Source organism: Flavobacterium erigeronis (assembly GCF_054075165.1).
Window position 1 is genome coordinate 232246 of record NZ_JBSKGP010000005.1, and the last position, 22103, is coordinate 254348.

At 35.0% G+C, this 22103-nt stretch carries 13 protein-coding genes and 1 tRNA gene; 8 read left to right on the forward strand and 6 right to left on the reverse strand.

The features are described 5' to 3' along the window. Positions 1 to 303 precede the first annotated feature (303 nt). The 7 genes from ACWA1F_RS11980 (at position 304) to ACWA1F_RS12010 (ending at position 16473) form a co-directional block, all read left to right on the forward strand. Positions 304 to 3255 (forward strand): T9SS type A sorting domain-containing protein, encoded by a 2952-nt coding sequence (locus tag ACWA1F_RS11980; RefSeq protein WP_456893930.1) that lies wholly within the window; start codon positions 304 to 306, stop codon positions 3253 to 3255. Between the two features lie 77 nt (positions 3256 to 3332). After that, the gene (locus ACWA1F_RS11985; RefSeq protein WP_456893931.1) at positions 3333 to 13361 is read left to right on the forward strand and encodes a SpvB/TcaC N-terminal domain-containing protein; all 10029 of its coding nucleotides are present in this window, start codon (positions 3333 to 3335) and stop codon (positions 13359 to 13361) included. Further along, positions 13358 to 13771, forward strand: coding sequence for a hypothetical protein (locus tag ACWA1F_RS11990; protein WP_456893932.1), 414 nt, complete (start codon positions 13358 to 13360; stop codon positions 13769 to 13771). The genes ACWA1F_RS11985 and ACWA1F_RS11990 overlap by 4 nt, the downstream gene beginning before the upstream one ends. Positions 13772 to 13793: 22 nt before the next feature. Continuing rightward, positions 13794 to 15098, forward strand: coding sequence for an RHS repeat domain-containing protein (locus tag ACWA1F_RS11995; RefSeq protein ID WP_456893933.1), 1305 nt, complete (start codon positions 13794 to 13796; stop codon positions 15096 to 15098). Then, on the forward strand, positions 15082 to 15615 hold the full coding sequence (locus ACWA1F_RS12000) for a hypothetical protein (RefSeq protein WP_456893934.1): 534 nt from the start codon (positions 15082 to 15084) through the stop codon (positions 15613 to 15615). Before ACWA1F_RS11995 ends, ACWA1F_RS12000 begins: the two co-directional genes overlap by 17 nt. Before the next feature lie 134 nt (positions 15616 to 15749). Then, entirely contained in the window at positions 15750 to 15887 is a 138-nt protein-coding gene (locus tag ACWA1F_RS12005; RefSeq protein ID WP_456893935.1) for a hypothetical protein, read from the forward strand. Between the two features lie 397 nt (positions 15888 to 16284). Then, positions 16285 to 16473: a bacteriocin gene (locus ACWA1F_RS12010; protein ID WP_456893936.1), complete on the forward strand. Its 189-nt coding sequence runs from the start codon at positions 16285 to 16287 to the stop codon at positions 16471 to 16473. A gap of 359 nt (positions 16474 to 16832) precedes the next feature. On the opposite strand, the gene ACWA1F_RS12015 is transcribed toward ACWA1F_RS12010, so the two are convergent. The 4 genes from ACWA1F_RS12015 to ACWA1F_RS12030 form a co-directional block, all read right to left on the reverse strand. Next, positions 16833 to 16905 (reverse strand) — tRNA-Met (locus tag ACWA1F_RS12015). Between the two features lie 91 nt (positions 16906 to 16996). Beyond that, positions 16997 to 17521: a DUF4269 domain-containing protein gene (locus ACWA1F_RS12020; RefSeq protein ID WP_456893937.1), complete on the reverse strand. Its 525-nt coding sequence runs from the start codon at positions 17519 to 17521 to the stop codon at positions 16997 to 16999. Continuing rightward, positions 17514 to 19046 carry a glycosyltransferase family 39 protein gene (locus ACWA1F_RS12025; protein WP_456893938.1) on the reverse strand — a complete coding sequence of 511 codons (1533 nt, stop codon included), beginning with the start codon at positions 19044 to 19046 and terminating at the stop codon, positions 17514 to 17516. Before ACWA1F_RS12025 ends, ACWA1F_RS12020 begins: the two co-directional genes overlap by 8 nt. Positions 19047 to 19190: 144 nt before the next feature. Then, entirely contained in the window at positions 19191 to 19739 is a 549-nt protein-coding gene (locus ACWA1F_RS12030) for a DUF4494 domain-containing protein (protein ID WP_306158432.1), read from the reverse strand. A gap of 376 nt (positions 19740 to 20115) precedes the next feature. Between ACWA1F_RS12030 and ACWA1F_RS12035 the strand changes: the two genes are divergently transcribed. Then, positions 20116 to 20358, forward strand: coding sequence for a hypothetical protein (locus tag ACWA1F_RS12035; RefSeq protein WP_306158433.1), 243 nt, complete (start codon positions 20116 to 20118; stop codon positions 20356 to 20358). Positions 20359 to 20386: 28 nt separating this feature from the next. Here ACWA1F_RS12035 and ACWA1F_RS12040 read toward each other — a convergent pair whose 3' ends face one another. Then, positions 20387 to 21373, reverse strand: coding sequence for a hypothetical protein (locus tag ACWA1F_RS12040; protein ID WP_456893939.1), 987 nt, complete (start codon positions 21371 to 21373; stop codon positions 20387 to 20389). Between the two features lie 39 nt (positions 21374 to 21412). Continuing rightward, a complete protein-coding gene (locus tag ACWA1F_RS12045) occupies positions 21413 to 21952 on the reverse strand; it encodes a helix-turn-helix domain-containing protein (RefSeq protein WP_456893940.1) in 540 nt (179 codons plus the stop codon). Positions 21953 to 22103: the final 151 nt, after the last annotated feature.

The window sequence follows — 22103 nt, forward strand, 5'->3', positions numbered from 1 at the left end:
AAAGAATATTCTCATTTGTTTTTATAGGTTGGATTGCAAAAAAGAATGTTTTATCAACAATAATTACAAAGAAAATTTAAAGCAAATTAAAATTAACAATCGATTCTTCCTTTAGAAATTCATGCAAAAAAGATCTCTACGTGTTATTCTTACATATAAGTGAGGTAAAAATTGCAAAATAAAAATATTTAACAAGAAAAAAGTTAATTAATATATTGTTTTTGAGAAAAATAATATATTTTTGTAAGATATTTATTATGCAATACAGGTAAAAAATTCCTGATTGGACAACTAAAAGAAGGTATGAAAAAAATAAGGGAGGTTATCATTTTGAGTTTTGTTTTATTAGTTAACTATTTTAATTATGGTCAGTCACCGGGGGGCGTTGCAGGATCACAAGCATGGTTTAAAACGAATCGTCTCACAAACGGGTACTTTAGCTGGCAGGACTTTAGTGGAGATGGATCCAAACTTAACGCTTGGAAAACTACCAATGAATATTCGTCTAGTGGTCGTTACTATAATTTTAATGCAGGATTATATTTTGATGGAGATAGTTATCAATTCTTTTTAAATCAAACCAACTTGCAACAGGGAACAATAATAGGATTGTTTGGCTATTATTCAACCTATTTTAATAGTGAAAATATTTTATTCGGAATTACGGGACGATCAAATGAGAATGTATTAATTACGAATGACAAAGTTGTAAATAGTACAGAGAGGGATGGTGAAATTTTAGATTATGGAAGTACTGTAGGCGAAGATTTATACAGAAAACAAGATAATAGTGAAGGTACTGATGCGAAATTCAGGGAACGGTCTTTAAAAATTGTCTCGTATTATCAATATCAGCAGCCCAACATTTCTGTATGGGGAGAAGATCAAAAATCAAGCCTGACTCTTGGATATGGTTACCTTAATACAGCCAATGGTTTATCTACCTATAATATGAAAAATTTTGGAAATATCTTTTACGGATACATTCCAGAATTATTAGTATACAGCAGGGTTCTAAATCCGCTTGAACGCAGAAAAGCAGAAACTTATCTGGCTATAAAATATGGTGTAAGTTTAAGTGATTCGTATATATCAAGTGATGATAAATTAATTTGGGATTGGAGCGCTAATAAAGATTATAATAACCGTATTACAGGCATAATGAGAGATGACAGCAGCGCTCTTAATCAGCCTGTTTCAACTACAAGTTATGAAGAAGGTCCCAATTTCTCTGATTCATACGATTCGTTTGTAGAGCAGACTTATAGGGATCAATCTTCTCGTTACCGATTGCTGGTAATGGGACAATTTCCTGGAAATGACTTAGAAGATAAAACTGCCATTTTATGGGGTGATGACAATGGTGCCCTAACGGCTCAAAATGCTGGAGGTATTGCTGGAATTAAAAGAATGACAAGAACATGGAAACTATGTACTAATACTTTGCCGCCAACTGCAGAAGAAAAAACATTGCTCTTTAATAGCGCTGGTCTTGCAGTAGATGTGAATTATGGCAAATGTACTTTTACTAATACTGCTGCTTCGAGCACAGGAACAAGTGTAACGGCAACTCCTTTGCAGAGTAAAAATGGGTACTTGGAATTTAAAGTTCCGCAGATTGGAACCATAATGCAGGTAAAATTTGGCGCACAAAATGGTATGGCGGGCTCACAAGATTATGGGATTAAAATTGACGCCAGTGGATATGCTTATATACTAGAAAACACAAAGCAACCTGTTTATGTAGGAGGGGTCGGTGTGAACTACAAAGTAACAATTGAAAAAAAACAAAATGAAGTTTTTATCAATATCTATAATACAAACGGAGACAAATCTATAACGACAAAAAAACTGGCAATACTAGCATCTGAAATTGATAAGCCATTTTATGGAGTAGTTACATTAGATAAAAAAAATACCGATACTTCATTAACACTTTTACATGGAGGTTTTGCGGCGACAGGTTCTAGGATTGAGCTTTCTTATGATGCTTCAAGAGCCGCAGAATTTGCAAATTATACCGACAAAAGTTTTCTGATAATTGATCGCTCTGGGTCAGGTAACTTTGGAGTTGATGACGTAGAATATTATCCGGTAAGCGATATAGACTTTAGCCGAAAAAAAATAATCTTCAATAATGTAATTTGGGATGCTGACGGAAATGGCAAAGATGTTTTTTCTTTTGGATATAAAAATGCTACAGTAAAATTAATTGCATTAGTAGAAGGAACAGCACCTACTTGCGCGGATGATATCTTACAGGAAAATGGAAAAATTGGCATAGAAGTAAAAGAAGGATTACCAGGATACAAATACACACTGAATAAAACGGGAGTGGCAACGGTTTTACAAACTGGGACCTTTTATGAATCAGAAAAAATGCTGAATGGTTTGGCAGCGGGTAGTTACGATTTGACATTAGAAATGATAGGTACCAATTTTGAAAAAACTGGAGGCACCGGTCAAGTGGCGGTAGCAACAACCACAGCACTTCCAGCAGGAGGAAATGGAAGTTTAGAATGGGCAATTACAGATTATACATCAGATAAATTTATTGGTTTTATAAATCAAAAAACAACTTTAAAGACTGCCTCTCTCAACTATGGAGTTCAGATAAAACAAAACCAGTTGTATTTCTGGAATAAAGGTACTGGATCACCAACAGCTTTAGCAACTTTAGCTAAAGGAAACCGAATCAAATTAGAAATTGAGAAAGGCATTTTAAAATGTTGGGTCGAGGCAGTTTTAGTTGGTACTCAAAACCTCGCTGCAGCAGATACAGGATTATCGTATTATGGATTTGTGGCGTTAGATGGAGCAAGCAATGGAATCTATAATTTAGTACATACAGGTTTTGTAACCAGTCCTGCAAAGTTGGTTTGGGGAACAGCATCTTATTTAAATATTACAGAAGGAGATGGGGTAACAAGTAAAGTAGTGCAGAAAATAGAATTAACTGCTCCTGTGTGTAAAGAAGTTCCTCTTCCCCCAGCACCAGTAATCAATGACAAGCTTATAGTGGCTCCAGTGCCATCAAAAGCAGGAGCAAACTTTACTATTAATGTCAGTTTAGATGCTCCTTCTGAGGTAATGGTATTGCTATTCAATACTTCGGGAACCTTAGTATCTCAATTAAGAAGTGCCGAACTACAAAAGATAGCCGTATTTACTACAAGTCTACCTGCGCCTGGAATTTATATCATAAAAGCACTTACTGCTGAAGGAGAATTCTCTAAGTCAATCATCATCAACTAGAAAGAGATGATTTAGACTATAAATTCTCGATCTAATAAAATAATCATCCAAAATACAATTTAGGAAAACCAGAAAAAATGGAAAAGAAAGAAGGTTTGAAATCGACTATAAAAAAAATAACAGCAGTAGTATTAGCTGGGATAATATTTGGACAAAGTGCACTCGCTTACAATCATGTATTTTCAAGAGATGTATTTTCTTCTATATCTTCAAGAAAAAATTCAAATAGTAATGAAGAAAATTCAGCACTAATACCTGTTAGGAGTACTGCTGAAATCAAAGCGCCTGATAATAAAAATGAAATAAATAATTCTGCTGAGACGATAATTCCTGCTTTAGAAAAAGAGGGTATTATTGGGGTATATGCGGGTAAAACTTCAGACAACCCTGCAGATAATTTATTTCACTTTTTTATAAAGAATGAAATAAACGCGGACGATCGTGTGAAGTTGACTTATGAATTACAAGGTATTTCAGATCACTACGGAGTGGCTATTAGTGTAAATGATGAATTATCAAGAGGAGGAACCTGGGTTCAAACAAATGATAAATGGAGTAATCAGGAACAATATATAAGTGCATCAAGTTTACAAAAAGGAGATAACACACTGTTGTTTTCATTGCCAGAAAATGCAACTTACGGATATCAGGTTCGAAATGTTGCTTTTGTAGTAGAAAAAATAAAATCGAAATCACTTCGTATAGATAATTTAACAGCCATAAATTTTAATGGAGAAAATTATATTAGCGGTTTTATAGATGGGTTAAATGCTGACAGTAAGATAAAAATTGACGGAAAAACGATCGCACATCAAAATGGCTTTTTTGAAACAATTCTTTCTAAAAAAAGTGATGCAGAAGTGAAAATTTCAATTGTTGCTAACGGACAAATATTAGAACAAAGTGTTGTGGCAAAATCAGTTTCACTATCATATCAACAACCATTGATGGATGTTCTTGCCAGTCAGTCTAAAGCATTTGTAAAGGGGCAAAAAATGATATTATCAGTAGGTGCCGCCAGTATCGAAGTTAATGAAAAGGCTTTACTGCAAAATAAAATATTAAGTATTACCCCTCTAAGATCGCTCGATTTGCCGGCGTTAGAACCTATGATGACGAATCTGACCAAAGGAAGAGGCTATCGTTTTTTGCCTCATGGCGAACATTTTGCAGAAGGAGCAGTTGTTAAATTGGGATATAATAAAGAATTATTGCCACCTGGATATACCGAAGATGATATTCGTACTTTTTATTTTGATAAAAACAGCGGACATTGGGAAGCTCTAGAGCGTGATAGTCTTGATATTGAGCATCAGGTTATCATATCTAAAACCACTCATTTTACAGACATGATAAATGGGGTAATAAAATCTCCTGAATCTCCAGATACCCAAGGTTTCACGGCTACAATGATGAATGATATCAAAGCGGCAGATCCAACGTCGGGAGTACAGACAATACAAGCACCGACAGCAAATCAACATGGATCTGCAAATTTAAGTTATACAGTAGAGCTTCCGCCTGCGCGTAACGGAATGCAGCCAAACATAGCTGTTAATTATAATAGTGATGGAGGCAGCGGCTGGCTAGGAGAAGGATGGGATCTGCAAGTCCCTTCAATAAGTGTTGATACACGTTGGGGCGTACCGCGTTACAGTGCAACAGATGAAACGGAAACTTATAGTTTTAATGGCACAATGCTGGTTCAAATGGATAATCAAAATGCAGCAGTGGCACACCGAGGAGATAAAATAGCACGTAAAACAGGCGATGTTCAATTTTATCCAAGAACGGAAGGCGGTTTCAATAAAATTATCAGAAAAGGAACAGATCCTAAAAACTACACTTGGGAAGTAACCGATAAAAACGGTACGCTCTATAAATACGACCAGTTGCTTAAATGCGATAATGGCAATATTGCAGAATGGTATTTGAGCAGTGTAACAGATTTGCATGGAGACTTTATAAAGTATACCCATTCGCAATTAGACGAAACGATTCAAGGAAATGTAAAAGCCAAGGCAATTTATTTGGCAGCTGTAGAATATGGTAATAAAAATGAGAATGCGCATACGGTTATTACTTTTACAAATGGAGATGCCAAAACAGTGAAAATAAATAGCGGGCGCTACGGATTTTTAACCTCTAGACAAAAAACATTAAGTAAAATAACAGTTGCACATTTGGGTAAAACGCTTCGCAGTTACGATTTTGTTTATAAAAAAGAGGATGGTGCATTTAAGAAAACGCTATTAGAAAAAATAGTGCAAAATGATGCAAGTGGATCCAAATTCAACGAACATGTTTTTGAATATTATGACGATGTAAAAGCAGCAGAAGGATATGTGCCGTTTAGCAGCAATACAGAAAATTGGGATACAGGAAAAGATAATATAACCGGAAATGGAGTTATTACAAAAACTGATAGAGTAGCAGGAGAGGTGATTTTCAATGACAAAATCTCGGCGTTGGGTGGTGGAGTTTCTACTTCAAAAAGTTTTTCTATGTACGTAGGAGTTGGTCCTGCCGATGGACAACCTACTACTGGCAATACTGTTGGAGTAAGTTTTGCATTTTCGCCATCAGAATCTAAAGGACTTTTAGCCTTAGTTGATATTAATGGAGATGGCTTGGCAGATAAAGTTTTTAAAGATTCGGGAAATATTTATTATCGTCCGAATTTGGGCAATAATACTTTTGGAGAACGCTATGAAGTACATGGAATTTCGAATATTTCGTTGACTAAATCGGCAGCAACTAGTTATGGTATAAGCGCTAGAGTTGGAATAGGAAAAGCAATAGCTTCAGTGGGAACCAATTTTCAAACAACTAAAATCACTAATAGCACTTATTTTCAAGATGTCAATAATGACGGATTGGTCGATTTAGTGCGTAATGGTGTGGTGTATTTCAACCATATTGTAAACCTAAATGGTATTGCAATTCCAACTTTTACGACTTCAAGCTCTGATACTCCAAGCCCAATGGTAGGAGGAGGAAATATCGACACTAGTGTTACAGCTGTAGATCCAGAAGAGCAAAAAGAACTTATTGCTAATTCGCCACTACATGATGTGGTGAGAGTGTGGGAAGCTCCATTTGCAGGAACTATAAAAATAGAAAGTACGGCTACATTAATGCCTCCAACAGGAGTTTATGATGAAGCTGAATATGCTTTAGCAGATGGCGTATTTGTGGGAATTCAAAAAGGAGCGACACAAATTGTAGCGCCACAACAGTTAACAAAAACTGCGCCTTCGGCAAATCTTTCAGCGATTTCACAAACTGTAGCAAAAGGAGAGCGAGTGTATTTTAGAGTGCAGTCTGGCCGTAATGATTTGGCAAACGGCGCTTTTGATCAGGTAGACTGGAACCCTGTTATTACGTATACCGATGCAAGCAGAACAAATCTGCCTACAAATGCAGATGGACAGCAACGTTTCAGCTACAAAGCCAGTGAAGGTTTTGTGGTGGAAAATAGCACAGCTAATGTTGTAGTTCAAAAATCAAATGAAGCGGGTGTTGTACAAATAAAAGGGATTTTTACAAAACCTGTGACTAGTGATGATATTAAAGTCGTTATTTCAGGTAAAAATGCTTCTGGTGCTTTTGAAGAGCTTTGGTCTGCTTCTTACACAGCAAATCAGGTTTCTAACAGCGAACTCACAGCAACCTTTGTTGTGCCGGCTATTGGTGAAGATTATCAGGAATTAAAAGTGGCTATTTTAAGCGATACTAATATTGCCTGGGATAAAATTTCGTGGGATTCCAAGTTAACACATTTTCCTTTAGGGAATTATCAGATTAGCGGTTCTGGACCGCAAACCGTAATTACTATTACCGGTGATTCTGATTATGAAACTATTCCTTTTAAAGATTATAGCGTTTATGCTAATCATTTAGTAGAAGGAAATGTATATACAGCAACAGAATCAGGTGAGCTTAACTTGGTGCCGACTTTAACTGGAACTAATACAGACGACACTGGTTATAAAATAACCTTATCAGCAAAAACTAGCGATGGTAAGTTATTGGGTAAAAAGAGTTATCCAATGATAAACGGAGCATTTTTAGAAACAACGCCATTAACTGTACAAGCAACGGCAGGAGATAAAATTTGGATTGAATATTCATTGTCTGATGCAGGAGCTTTAGGAACAATTTCAGATCAGGCTGCCATAAAACCAACTGTTATTGTAAATGGTACTCCGATAATAGCGGCAATATTTGGACAAACTGCTGAGGCAGAAAAATTTGGATCAATGCAGCGTCATTGGGGACAATTTGTATATAATGCAATGGATGGACGTTACAACCAGCCAATTGATGAAAGTAAACTTGTATTGCCAGATTCGGATAAAGCAGAATTGGATCCTCGAAAAATGATCTTTAATATGATGCATCCTGACATAACAACTAAAAAATATTGGTCGGGAGCAGATAATTTAACCTATGTAAACGGTACTGTAGTATCGAGTTCACGTTTAGGCGAAGATAACGTAGTGCTTACTAATCCGCTAGATGGGTTGGTTGCAGGAGGTTTGAATACAAATAATCCATATTGTACAGAAGGTACAGGAGCAATTGGGGTAGACAAAGTAACAAAAGGGAAAAGTATAGCCAAGCAAATAGGTGTGAGTCCTTTTACTGCCAGTGAAGCAGATGGAACTTCTGAAATGATTACTGATTTTCAGGATATGAATGGAGATGGTTTTCCAGATATTATCAGCAAAGGAAACATTCTGATGAGTAATAGCAGAGGAGGATTTGATGGAGAAAATATTGCTATTTCAGGTCTGCATAGCAGTACTTCGCAATCTTATGGTTTATCGGCAGGTTCTGCTGCAAAACATGCTAATGCAATAAATACTGCACAAGTAGCATATAATAATGCAAAAGCTATTGAAGCCGCAGCAAGTTGTGAGACAGAAAAAGATGCAATAAAACAATCTGAGAGTGCTAAAGCAACTTTGGATGCGGCTAAAAGCAAAACAGATTTTACTCCTAGTGGAGGAGTTGATTATAATAAAGAAGCAACAGTACAGACTTGGACTGATATCAATGGAGATGGATTGCCAGACAAAATTTTGAGTGACAAAAAAGTACAGCTTAATTTAGGTTACGGTTTTGCCGAACCTATAGATTATGGTTTAGAAGATATCACAAAAGCAGAATCAATATCACCAAGTTTTGGACTGGGTATGGATTTTGGTTCATCTTCTATAAGCGCTGGATACGGTATTGTAAAAAATATTACATGGAATGATTTTACTTTACAAGATGTCAATGGGGACGGATTAGTTGATCAGGTATTTAAAAATAATCTGATTCGTCTGAATTTGGGAGATCGTTATAGTGATCCTATTGCATGGAATGGATTAAGTGTTTTAGGTCAAGGATCTTCGACTGCAGAATCTCTTAACACAGCTTTTACGATTCCTATACCTATCCTATTGGTTAAATTAGCGATTAACCCAGGTGTATCTGTCGGGCTTTCAAGTAACCGTACAGAAACGCAATTACAAGATATTGACGGAGACGGATTCCCAGATTATTTAACTTCTACCGAAGATGATGCAATGGACGTAAAACGTTCTACAATTGCGCGTACCAACAAATTAAAAGCAGTTTATACGCCACTAGGGGGAGAATTTATTGTTGACTATAGCCGAACTGAGCCTACTTACGATCACCCTGGCGGAAAATGGGTTATGCAAAGTGTGATTGTGAAAGACGGAATTGCGAGCGATGGACCAAACATGAAAACGCAGTTTGCTTATGCAAAAGGAAAATACGAAAGACACGAAAGAAGTTTCTTAGGTTTTGGAGAAGTAAAAACTCAAAATATAGACACCGAAAACGGAGACAAAATATATAGAACACTTACGCAAAATTACGATGTGTCTGACTATTATAATAGCGGACAATTGTTAAGTTCTGTTTTAGAAAGCAATGAAGGTGTTAACAGCGATACCAATTCTGGAGCAAAATATACAGAGAATACACAAAACTATTTTACCTATGCCGTAAAAGCTAATGGAGATAAATACGATTTTACAGCCGTAAATAAAATTTGTTCAGACAGAGGAGTGAGCTTTAGCCCCATTAAAAGCAATATTTCATTTGCCTACGAAGGAGGAACAGCACCGCTAAAATTAAACGAAATACATAACGAATATTATGTGGGTTCTGGAGATTTTGGAGATCTGAAAAGCTATAGCTATAAGGATAACAGCTCTGGAAATTATAAAACAGAAATTGCGTATACAAACAATTTAGCCAAACACATTTTGAGTTTGCCAGTGAGCAGTAAAGTTACAATGGGTAATATAGCTGTGCGTGAAGTAAAAGCGGTTTATGATACTAATTACGCCAATCATATGACGCAGTTGAGTCAGAAATTAAATGACAGCCAATGGGCGGTAACCGATTTAAAATATGATGCATTTGGAAACATAATGCAAAAAACATTGCCAGAGAATTATAAAAAAGAGCGTCCGTTTTATAAATACCGTTACGACGATCAATTTAAAATGTATGTCGAAGAAATCTCAGATAATTTTGACTACCGCAGTTATGCCAGAAACTATGACAGCCGTTATGGAATTGCTTTAGAAACTGAAGATATAAACGGATATGTAATTAAAAAAGAAATCGACGAGTTTGGTAGGCTCACAAAAGTTCAAGGGCCAAAAGAAGCTGCTGTAGGACAGTCTTATACTATTCAGATGGAATATTTCCCGACAACAATTGTCTCTGACGGAAATATCAGTAGAACTGCGTATGCAAAAACAAAACATTTTGATGCACAGCATCCAAATGACCCTATCGAAACCGTAACTTTTGTAGACGGATTAGGAAGACCAATTCAGGTAAAAAAAGACGCTGCCATAACAGACAACGCGGCACCAGATGTGCAAAAAGATGTTATGATAGTCTCAGGACGTGCAAAGTATGATGCTTTCGGACGCGTAACGGCAGCGTACTATCCGCAGACTTCGCCATTAGGAGATTGGAATAAATTTACAGACACTTTTGATGCTGTTGAGCCTTCTAAAACGGCTTATGATATTCTGGATAGACCAGTTTCGACTATACTGCCTGATGGTGCCGAAACAAAAATGGCTTATACTATAGAAGGTGATTTACTAAAAACAGAAGTAACCGATGCTTTAAATAACACCAATGCAAGTTATGCCAACGGTTCAGGATTAACTATGAAAACCCTTGACGCCAATAGTGTGGTGACGCAATTTGGTTATGACGGAATTGGCAGAAACAGCAGTGTCACCGATGCACAAGGGCAGCAGACTTTAAGCACTTACGACATGGGTGACAGACGTACACAGGTCGTTCAGCCAGATGCAGGAAAAAGCACCTTTAAATTTGATGCTTTAGGCAATCTGCTAGAAAGACAAACAGCCAATCTAGAAGCAAAAAGCAAAAAAATAAGCTACGAATATGAATTTAACAGATTAACCAATATTCACTATCCTGAACATCCTGAAAACGATGTGCGCTATGTTTTTGGTTCTAAAAACGAAAGCCAGAACCGTAAAGGAAGATTGATTTTGATGGAAGATGCTACGGGCGCACAAGAATTCTCGTATGGAATTATGGGCGAAATCGAAAGTATTCGCAGAACTCTAGTTGTACCAAACTCTGCTATTGCAACCTATATTACAAGCTGGAAATACGATTCGTGGAACCGTTTGCAGGAAATGGTTTATCCTGATCAGGAAAAAATTAGCTATACCTATAATTCAGGTGGATTATTGCAAGCCGTTGCCGGTAAAAAAGCCTACAGTTACAATTATGTAAACAAAATAGGATATGATAAATTCGAACAGAGAAGCTATTTAAAATACTGTAACGGAACCGAAACCAAATACAATTACGAGCCTTTAAGACGCAGATTGGATCAAATGACTGTTGCTTCAGGAACGGGCTATCAGGGAACAAACACCCCTAGAATGTTCATGAATAACAAATATCAGTATGATAAAGTAAGCAATGTGCTTAATGTAACCAACAGCGCGGCTGGAGTTGCAAACAAAATGGGCGGTATAATGGCACACAATTACAGCTATGATAATTTGTATCAGTTAACCAGTGCCAATGGAGTATACACTGGAGCCGACCAGAAAACGGCCAATTACAATCTGGAAATGAAATACGACGACCTGCACAACATTGTGAGCAAAACACAAAATGTAGCGCAAAACAAAGTAACAGAAACAGGAGCGCTGAAAGCAGGATATGTATTAAATTACAATTACAACAGTACCAACAAACACCAGCTGGATAATGTAACCGAAACGGAATATCGAACCAAAAACACAGACCCGAAAGTCGATAAACAGAAAAACAACAAATATGTTTACGACAAGAACGGAAACATGGTCTATGTAAATACCGAAGAAGTTAAGATAAACGGTCAGATTGCACAGAAAGCCGAAGAGAAGAAACTTTTATGGGACGAAGAAAACCGTCTTATGGCAGCTGATATTAACGGATATGTTTCTTCTTATACGTATGATGCAGGTGGAGAACGAATAACCAAGCTTTCAGGTGGCGGACAAGGTATATTTGTAAATTCTGTTTTCTCTGGAGGAAAAACTTCGACATCAGATTTTACACTGTATGTAAACCCTTATTTAGTAGCACAAAGTGGCGGACGATACACCAAACATATTTACATAGGTTCGCAGCGAATAGTTTCTAAAATTGGAGATTTTGATTCTTATGGCGCTGACCCTAGACGTTTAGAAAAAGCAGGAGAATCTTTTTCTGGAGTCAAAGTAAATTACGATGCGAAATACAAGAAAGCACTTGAAGTTGTTAAAGCAAATTATGATACGTTTGAAGTTCCGTATTATGGTTTAGATAATAATGATTATGTTAATGGTGTAGGATTCTGCTGTAATCCTTCTGGAGAATCTGCTTCTAGTTCTAGCGCTACTGTAAAATTTAGTGCAACAGCTAAAAACGACAATGCAGAATTGCAACAGTTTTATTATCATCCAGATCATTTGGGTAGTTCGTCTTATTTGACTAATTTAGATGGCGAGGTTGTACAGCATGTGGAGTATGTTCCTTTCGGGGAGGTTTTCTTAGAGGAGAAGAATGCTAAGTGGAATACGCCGTATTTGTTTACTTCTAAGGAATTAGACAGAGAAACGGGAATGTACTATTTTGGTGCAAGGTATCAGGATCCTAAATTAGGAATTTTTATATCTGTCGATCCATTGGCTGAGAAATATGCAGGTGTTAGTTTTTATACTTATGCTCTTAATAATCCAGTTAATTTAGTTGATCCAACTGGGATGGCTCCAGATCCTCCTATTGGAGTAGACGCAAGAAATGGGCAAAAGTATATGGATGGTACAGGGCGTTGGATATATGACAAAGCAAGTACTACTTGGGTAGGACAATATGGAAATAAAGATGGTTCAAGATCTAGAGATATTGGTAATACTATTGAGTTGAATAATGTAAACGTCAAAGCCTATAAGAGTAACTATGTTTCTTCTGGAGAATACGGACCATCTAAAGATTTTAATCATGCCTTAATAGCGGCAGGTGTTGTTGTTTTTCCTGTCTTGGCTATTGAAGGAGCATTTGTGGGAGCATTTGCATTGTCTGGGGAAATGAGCGCTGGAGCTGTGGGGGGGAGAATGGCAATTGATGCTTCAGTACAAACAGCAGTAAACTTCAGTACAAATGGAGGCGATTTTGGAAGAGCATTCGGAGATATAAATATTACACAAACAGCTTTTGCAGGAGCAGGAATGAACTTTGTTGGTAATGCTTTACTTTCTTCTTCAGTAAACATATCTTTAAATCGACAAAGAACAATCTTTGATGGAAGTTTAAGGCCACAAGATTTTGCTGTTCAAGCCACATTTAATTTATTAGGAGGTGCAACAGGACAAAAAATAGGAGGTTCATCATGGTTTAAAGGAACTACTATTGGAGCTGATATGATGACCACTGTTAGTTTTGGACAGTCTTCGGGACAAGCGGTAGGAAATGCGACAAGTACTATATTGTTAAATGCTCCAGTCTTTGGAGCTGGTGTAATGCAAAACAAAATGCAAGAATGAAAGAGTTATTAAAAAAAATGCATTATTATCTCTTTGTGAGACAATCTAAATGGAATATTGTTATTTTACTTATTCCTATAGTTGTTTTTTTTTCTTACAAAATTAATCGTCATAATTCTGTAAAGCAAGGGAATTATGCAATAGGAAGAGTGACAAAGATATATTGGCCTCTTATATCTTACAAAAAATTATATTATGAGTATAATTTTAAAAACATTAAATATGATGGAATGGATATTTATAATAGAGGAAAAGGAGTGGAAGAAAACAAAAGATATTTAGTTAGATTTTCTTTAAAAGACCCTAAGGAATCTGATATTTTTCAGGACATTGAAGTCCCAGACAGTATAAAAGAAGCACCTAAAGAAGGCTGGAAAGAACTGCCTGAATGGGCAAAAAATAAAAAATAACTCTGTCTCATTTGGAAAAAGTTTGCATAGAAGCAATAAAAAAAAGAATTCGCAAAAGAATAGTTCTAAACTAGCAGATTTTGACAGTTACGGCGCAGACCCAAGACGTTTAGAAAAAGCGGGAGAATCATTTTCTGGAGTGAAAGTAAATTATGAAACGAAGTACAAAAAATCTTTAGAGGTTGTTAAGAATAATTATGCTTCTTTTGAAGTTCCTTATTATGGTTTAGATAACAACGATTATGTAAACGGTGTAGGTTTCTGCTGCAATCCTTCTGGGGAAGCTGCTTCAAGTTCTAGCGCGACTGGAAAATTTAGTGCGACAGCTAAAAACGACAATGCAGAACTGCAACAATTTTATTATCATCCGGATCATTTGGGCAGTTCGTCTTATTTGACTAATTTAGATGGTGAAGTAGTGCAGCATGTTGAGTATGTTCCTTTCGGGGAGGTTTTCTTAGAGGAAAAGAATGCGAAATGGAATACGCCGTATTTGTTTACTTCTAAGGAATTAGACAAAGAAACGGGAATGTATTATTTTGGGGCAAGATATCAAGACCCTAAACTCGGAATCTTTATATCTGTAGATCCGCTTTCAGAGAAGTATGCAGGATGGTCGTCGTATGCTTATTGCGCTAATAATCCAATTAATATGGTAGATCCAGATGGTAAAGACTGGTATCGTAATGATAAAAATGGTAAAATTGCATGGTATGATGGTAGATCAACAATTAAAGGATATACTAGTTTAGGTTATAGTTATAGCAATCAAAGTTATGGTGTTAATAAAAACGATCATTTGATAATGGATGGAGAAACAAAAACGATTACTATTAACGGGACTACAATTGCGGATTTCAATAAAAAAGGATCTAATTATGAATATGGAGGGCTTGCAATATCCGATGGAGGGAATTTTCAAAACCCAAGTTCACTGGAGCATAGTAGTAGAAGTGTAGAGTGGTTTGATTTTAATGGCTCTCTTAATGCTATTTTGATATATCTTAGTTTGGATAAAGATTTGTTTAAAAGAAACAATGGAAATGGCAAAGGCTCAAATGGTGGGAGAACAACTCTTGAGACTAGATCAGGTAATATAATTGATGCAGCAAATAATGGTGCAGATGCTGTAAAAGAGATTAAAGTTATTGTAGAAAAATATTCTACTACAGGGACATTAAGAGGAAATGCTTCTCAAGTGCATAAGACTGAAAAAGACTCTACAGTTGATAGTCAAGTAGAGGCTACAAAAATTTTCGACAGAAATAACCAAAGAAGAGTAAAAGCAGAAGCTAAAGCAAATAAAGAGAATGAAAGTTACAAGTAAAATAATTATAATGATATGTGCGTTTTTTTTTATTCAATGTAAAGAAAAATCTACTAAAAGTGAAGAGTTTGTTAATAGTGTTTTTAAAGGAAATAGCGTTGAGTACAATGTTGAGTTTCCAGATACTGTTTTAAAGGGCAAAGAGTATAATGGTAAAATTATTTATAAAAATGCATTAGACACTATATCAGAAAGTATGATAAATGATTCTTCAAATAAAAGAAATAGATACATTATATTTTCCATGACCGTCACTGATAATATTGATTATTCGGAAAAAGATTTGTGGAAAATAGCAAAAGATACTTTTGGGGCCTTAAACAATCATACAATTCCTTTTTATGATATTAAATTTGATAGAATAGGGACGTTTTTTATAGATGGAATTATAAATGACCAAGGTTATATAACTTCAGATAAAAAAAATAAGAAGGGAAGCTTTGACACAAGAATTATCACTAATGAATTTAGAGCTACAAAAAAAGTAATTGTCATTGATGGTAAAACTCCCCGTTAGTTCCGTATTATGGTTTAGATAACAACGATTATGTAAACGGTGTAGGATTTTGCTGCAATCCTTCTGGGGAATCTGCTTCTAGCTCTGGTTCGACTGGAAAATTTAGTGCAGCAGCTAAAAATGATAACGCAGAATTGCAGCAATTTTATTATCATCCCGATCATTTGGGCAGTTCGTCTTATTTAACTAATTTAGACGGCGAAGTACAATTCATAAACTACTATACCGACGATGTTTTTACAGAAAGAGGAGAGCCAATTACTTCTCGATAGTAAGGGAAAATTAAAAATGATATAAACAAAAGCTTCGGAGAAATCTGAAGCTTTTGTTTTTTGGAGAAATTTCTTTTGGTTCTGCTGAATCGTTAATCTACAAATAAATTGTTTATGGCATTCTCAGTATTTTATTTAAATAAAATTTTAAAAATGAGGAAAGCCGTAAAGATTTAATCTTTAAATAAAGTATATTCGTACATGTTTAATGGTTTCCTAAAAAATAGACACAAATGAATTAAAGTGTTTCTTAAATGACTTTCAAACGAAAAAAAGCATTTTAGGAAAGAGATTTAGTTCCTGTAAAATATAAAAAAAATTCTTGCGCAAGGATAGACAAACCCCCAAGTGTCTTTAAATGATTGGGTTATTAACTAAATGATTAAAACCTTATTTTATGTTGAAGAAAATTTTAAAATTAGACGGAGCTCAAGAATTAACTAAAAATGAGCTAAAAGCGGTAAAAGGCGGAGTGACAGAAGTTTGTGCTAGAGCACTTGCAAGTGGACAGGCCATTTTAAAAAATGGAGCAACATGCCCTCCAGAATATCCTCTAGCTGGTGGAGGTTGTTGCTTTGCAGAATAGTTAATTTTGTAAAAAATATTTATTTTAATAGTTGGGATTTCATGATTTTTTATACTTCGCAAAAATCTCCAAGTTTTTACCCTTCAAACAAGTAAAACAAAAGTAAAGCAAAAAAAGCTTCAGAGAAATCTGAGGCTTTTGTTTTAGTAGAGGGAACAGGACTCGAATCTGTGTCCGCGGCGGCGGATATGAGTCCTTTCACAAATAAATTTAAACAAAAAAGCTTCAGAGAGAACTGAAGCTTTTGTCTTAGTAGCGGGAAAAGGACTCGAACCTGTGTCCGCGGCTGCGGATATGATCCTTCTCACAAATAAATTTAAATAAAAAAGCTTCAGATTTCTCTGAAGCTTTTCTCTTAGTAGCGGGAACAGGACTCGAACCTGTGACCTTCGGGTTATGAGCCCGACGAGCTGCCTACTGCTCTATCCCGCGATGTTTCGGGTGCAAAGATACACACTAAATACGGTTTTGCAAGTTATTTTAGGATTTTATTTTTTAAAATTTTTAAAAGCGATGTTTTTTATTAGATTTTATAATCCAATAATTCTTCGTAAACATTTCCTTTTAAGCCTAATAGCAAACCAAAAGCAGGTTCGGTTTTTATGCCTTTTTCTTTTAGATTAATGATCTGTAATCGGAAGTTTTCGTCTCTTGAGCTTAAAATTTGGTCTTCAATCACCATATGTTTGTAGCCATTTTGAAGTTCAGTCGGAATATTTTGTCCGAAGATTTCGATTTCAAAAGTGTCGATAAAGAAATTGGCAATAACAGATTCTTGGTTATTGATCAAATCTTCGCGAATTGTAAAACGATTTTCATTTCCGAACAATTGATTTATTTTTTCTATAAAATCAGATTTATTTTTCCAATAGCAAACAATATCCAAATCACTGTTTTCAATATCAATATTGATCGGAATGGTGCCGACTAAAATAGGATCAAACTCAGCAAGATTTTCTAGAACTTTATAATGGGTTAAAACATCAAATGCCGCTTGCTGTTTTGGTGTTCCAGTTTGTAAATATGATAAATCTTTGAAATTAATCATTTCTAATGCTGTTTTTTTCTTCGTTTATTTCCTGTTCCAATCTTTTATTGATATCGATTTTGGCATTCGTGAAAACAAAAATTGTTGCGAGGTATCCTCTAGCATATCGATTGGTGACTTGTCCGCCAATAACTGCCGTTTCAAAATACGGACTTGTTTCTTTCATTTCTTTGTCGTTTTCTTCAAAATCCTTAACGCGTATAAGGTTTTTGTACGGAATGCTGAGGTCAAACCAATTCAGATAATCGGCGTTGAAAGAGACTGCTTTGATTCCTTTTTTAGTGTAATAATTAATCGCTCCGGCTTGTCCATAATTATCGCAAAGCACAATAGTTTCTTTCTGATTTGGCACTAAAGCATAAAGCGAATCTGTTTTTCTAGCCAATTCTTTCCAACCCAGCATATCGGCAAAATCCTGAGGTAAATGATGGTCTTTTCCGTCTTCCCAGCGAAGCAATCCCAGTTTTTTGTAAGGCTCTGAATGCGCTACCATGTATTCTGGACTTTTATTAGGAAAAGCAACATGGTAAAGAGGTATAAAAAGCAACAATGGAATTAGAATAAAAACAGGTTTTAGAAAACGTTTCCATCCCTTATCTAGAATTTCTGCAATATAAACCGCTCCAAAAGCAATATAAATAGGATAAAGTCCGATGGCATAATACGCTTTTGCTTTGAAATAAATGAAAATTAAAAGTGTGAAAAGAAATGAAGCAAAAAAGAGCTGGTATTTTTTGAACGGTTTATAAAATAAAACCGCGTAAAGTCCGAACAAAATAACGGGTAATCCACCGAGAAAGAATAGAAGCTGTTCTTTTAGAAAATCACCTAAATCAACATTTACTAATTGTGTTTCGGCCAATTCCTTCATGTGGTGCACAATCGGAAAATGATTGCTGTACTGCCAATATAGATTGGGTAGAATGAGAATCAATCCTAAAATCAAGGCAAAATAAAACTCTTTTTTTGCGAGTATTTTTCGTTGCTTAGAAAGTAAAATTGCGGGAATTAATCCGAGTAGTGAAAACACGATATTATATTTATTCAAGAAGCCGAAAGCAAAAATTACCCCTCCAAAATAAAGCCATTTCGTTTTTTCGGAAGTCAGATATTGAATCAAAACATAATAAAGTGCCGTCCAGCATAAAACATCAAAAGAATTGGGCTGATACAGTATGTTTAAACGCAAAAGACACGAAAGCAAAACACATATTCCTCCAAGAATTAAAGCGTATAGATTACCTTTTAAAAGTTCTATAGTTTTCCAGACAATTAAAAGTGTGAGTGCGCCAAATAGGGCAGGGAAGAACTTGATCCAAAAAACCGAATTTCCAAGTTGCAGAATAAGATACGAAAACCAGGAAGTAACAGGCGGAACAGATAAATAACCCCAAGCCAAATGATGCGCTTGATCCAGATGCAGATATTCATCGCGCTGCAAATCGTATTCGGGACTAATTAATACATATTGCAAAATGAATTTTAAAAGTATAAATCCGAATAGAATCAGGTTCTTTTTGGTCATTTGGTTCTGTTTTTTGATTGAGATTGATAATATACAGCTAATATATTATTTATTTTGAATTAAAGGTAAACAGATGAATTGTAGGGAAATAAAAAAAGCTTCAGAATGTTCTGAAGCTTTTGTTTTTTTATGCTTTTTAGAAATTTATTCCTCTACAGCAGTTTCAAATTCCATGTGATCGACAATTTCTGCCTCTGGTTTTTCTGGTTTAGAAGCTTTCAAAGCATTAAATCTTTCCAGCATTTCAGTTTCGCCTTCTTCACCGCTGAAATAAGGAAAAACATCCATAATCGCCGTTTCTGTAATCGCCGGAATAGAATATTCACCCATTGTATTTTTCATTATATGAAGTGTGTTGTCAAAAGCTTCGCGCACGTCATTTGCCTGAACTAGCATATACATGCTTGTTTTTCTCTCTTTTCCGCTTTCTTCATCATAAGCAATCAAAGTGATTTTAGATTTAAACCATCTGTCTGCATTTTCAAAAGGATGAATTTCAGCATAATTTGCCACTTTAATAGCCGTGATTTTAAATTCTTCACTAGTATAAGCGGCCATTTCTTCGGTCATTCTTTTTTCAGCTTCTGTATACGACAAAGCGTCAACCAAATAAGGCTCGGTTAAAACTTTTTGCCCACCAGTTTCATCTGTTTTTCTATATTTTACTTTGCATTCGTACCAAGTTGCGCTCATCTCTTTAAAATTTTTTAAGGATGCCAAAGATAAATTTTACAGCAAAATAAACCGTTAAATCTTCAAATAGATATTCACAATTTTAGCAGATTTTTGATAACGTTTTGATGTTCTGAAAGTTGTGATTTTGTTACATGATTTATTTTCATTACCAAAAAATAAAAATATTCTGGCTCTTATTTTATATTTTCAAATTATTGCAAAACAATTGTTCGAAAAAAAGATAATTTTTTAAATCCAAAAAATCAATTTGTTCGTAAGTGTCCTTAACAATGGCTGGGGAATGAGGTAAATTCAAATGGTATTGGTTTTTGGAGCATATTGAATCTTACTGCATTTCCAGCTATTTTTTTATGTAATTATTAAAAATAAAAGGTTGGGAAAATTAAACGTTCAAAAGTTGCAAGAGACTTTAAAGTATTTGGAAACAAAACAGCGCGAATTAAAAAGACAAGATCAAAATGATACGCGAAGCTTGGAATCGATGATTAAATATTTGAAAAAAGATATGCTAGAACAGCATAGTTTGTCAGATCATCATCAATTGATAAAACAAGAAATCAAAGACACTGAGAGTTTTATCGAAAACGTCAAAAACATTATCAAAATCAATTCTTAAAAACAGTTTTTATAGCAGAATTTTACTTTTATTCCAACTTGAATTTTTCGTTTTTACAGTCCAGAATTAATTTGTGATTGAGGAAAATCTTGTTGCCTATCATTCCCTGCATTCCAGAACGCTTCATTAAGAATTTTTGCAGTTCTGAAGTTCCTTCTATGTAAGTAACTTCAGAAAGGTCTAAGATTGCTTTTTCGAATTGTATTTTCTTTTTCGCGGAAGCGGAATAAACACTCAAGGTATTTCCCCACGAATTTCCTTTTTCGGTTTTAATAACGCTGTTTTTATTGCGGTATTTCTCCCAGATTTCTTTTGTCGTGATCAGTTCGTAACCGCTTGTTCCAGTATCGTATAATAATTTTAGATTTTCATTTTCGATAATTGAAGGAATTAAAAGTTTACGTTTTTTGAACTCAAAATCAGTAAAATTTTCTTCTTTGATTTTTTCTACAAAAGAACATTGATTGTTTTTAAAATCTAAAACTGTAATTCGTTTTTCTAATAAATCGGTTCCGATTGTGCCGATTATATTTTCGGCTTTTGAATCTTCAAAACTAACTTTTTCACCATAATTTAGAATTTCAAAAGTCTCAGAAACAATATTCATATTTTGAATTTTGAAAGCTGCTGAAATCTCATTTTCTTCTGAATTCATTTTAATTTGATTTGGGAATTTTTCAGCGATCGATTCTAATGACTTTTTGTAGAAAACTGTAGTTGCCGAACCCGAGTCAAATTGCATGTAAAAAGTTTGATCGATTCCGTTTATTTTTATTGGGAAAAGAAGTGCGGAATGTGAGTTTTCATTGCTAGAAATCCATTTCATCGGAATTTTTTCGGCAATTCCATTAACTTTCAAATAATTCTCTGGCGGTGTGAATTTCTTTTGAAAATAAAGATATCCTCCCAAAAAAAGGAAAACGATAATAATTAAAAATGCGGCTGTAATTTTCTTAACTAATTTCATGTCTAATTTTTCTGCAAGATTCGGGTTTCCTTTCCGTTTTTCGTGCAAAAACAATACGACAGTTTTACGCCATTTTTATGACTGTGTTTATAAGAAATTGTTTTTCAGTTTGATAGCTAATTGCTGTTTTTGGTTTAAACTGATTCCGTTTACAATTACAATTACTAATTTTAAACAAAGAATAGTAAGCAGAGGAATTAAAAATAATGGAAATTTTAGCGAAAATGCACTTTGAAGAAACGGACTTATAATCAGTAAAAGAGAAAGAATCAGGCTTAAAACAATTTGAACGCTTACAATTTGTTTTCCGATTTCTTTATTTGCAGCATTTGTGGTTTTATACGTTAAGAGTAAAGGAAAAATAATACTCCCGAACGGAATAATAAATCCTGACAAAACTGAAAGATTAATGATTTTAGCTCTTTCGATTGGAGTATTTTCTTTTTTGAAAATGAGATTTTCAGGATTGGTTTCTAGCGCTTCGGCGATGGTTTTTAGAGTAAAACCTTTTAGACTGTTTCCAGCCTCAATTCTCTGAATAGTTCGCAATGAAAGACCCGATTTTTCGGCAAGTTCATTTTGAGTCATGTTTTTTTCTTCTCTCAAAAATTTAACGTTATTCTTCATTGTTCTGAATTGTGGTATCGAAGCTAAATTATGAAAAAAACTTTTGATGAAAACAACATAATAAAACCTTGGAATTACAGGCAAATTCGAAGTTTTAATAAAAAATTAAGTTTTTTTCTTTAACAAAAATTACTAACTTGTTGTGAAATAA

Excerpts from the sequence above, each read along its gene's own strand:
- ACWA1F_RS12020 (WP_456893937.1), bottom strand. The coding sequence starts at position 17,521 with ATGATTAATTTCAAAGATTTATCATATTTACAAACTGGAACACCAAAA.
- ACWA1F_RS12025 (WP_456893938.1), bottom strand. The coding sequence starts at position 19,046 with ATGACCAAAAAGAACCTGATTCTATTCGGATTTATACTTTTAAAATTC.
- ACWA1F_RS11980 (WP_456893930.1), top strand. The coding sequence starts at position 304 with ATGAAAAAAATAAGGGAGGTTATCATTTTGAGTTTTGTTTTATTAGTT.
- ACWA1F_RS12030 (WP_306158432.1), bottom strand. The coding sequence starts at position 19,739 with ATGAGCGCAACTTGGTACGAATGCAAAGTAAAATATAGAAAAACAGAT.
- ACWA1F_RS12000 (WP_456893934.1), top strand. The coding sequence starts at position 15,082 with ATGAAAGTTACAAGTAAAATAATTATAATGATATGTGCGTTTTTTTTT.
- ACWA1F_RS11990 (WP_456893932.1), top strand. The coding sequence starts at position 13,358 with ATGAAAGAGTTATTAAAAAAAATGCATTATTATCTCTTTGTGAGACAA.
- ACWA1F_RS12045 (WP_456893940.1), bottom strand. The coding sequence starts at position 21,952 with ATGAAGAATAACGTTAAATTTTTGAGAGAAGAAAAAAACATGACTCAA.
- ACWA1F_RS12010 (WP_456893936.1), top strand. The coding sequence starts at position 16,285 with ATGTTGAAGAAAATTTTAAAATTAGACGGAGCTCAAGAATTAACTAAA.
- ACWA1F_RS11985 (WP_456893931.1), top strand. The coding sequence starts at position 3,333 with ATGGAAAAGAAAGAAGGTTTGAAATCGACTATAAAAAAAATAACAGCA.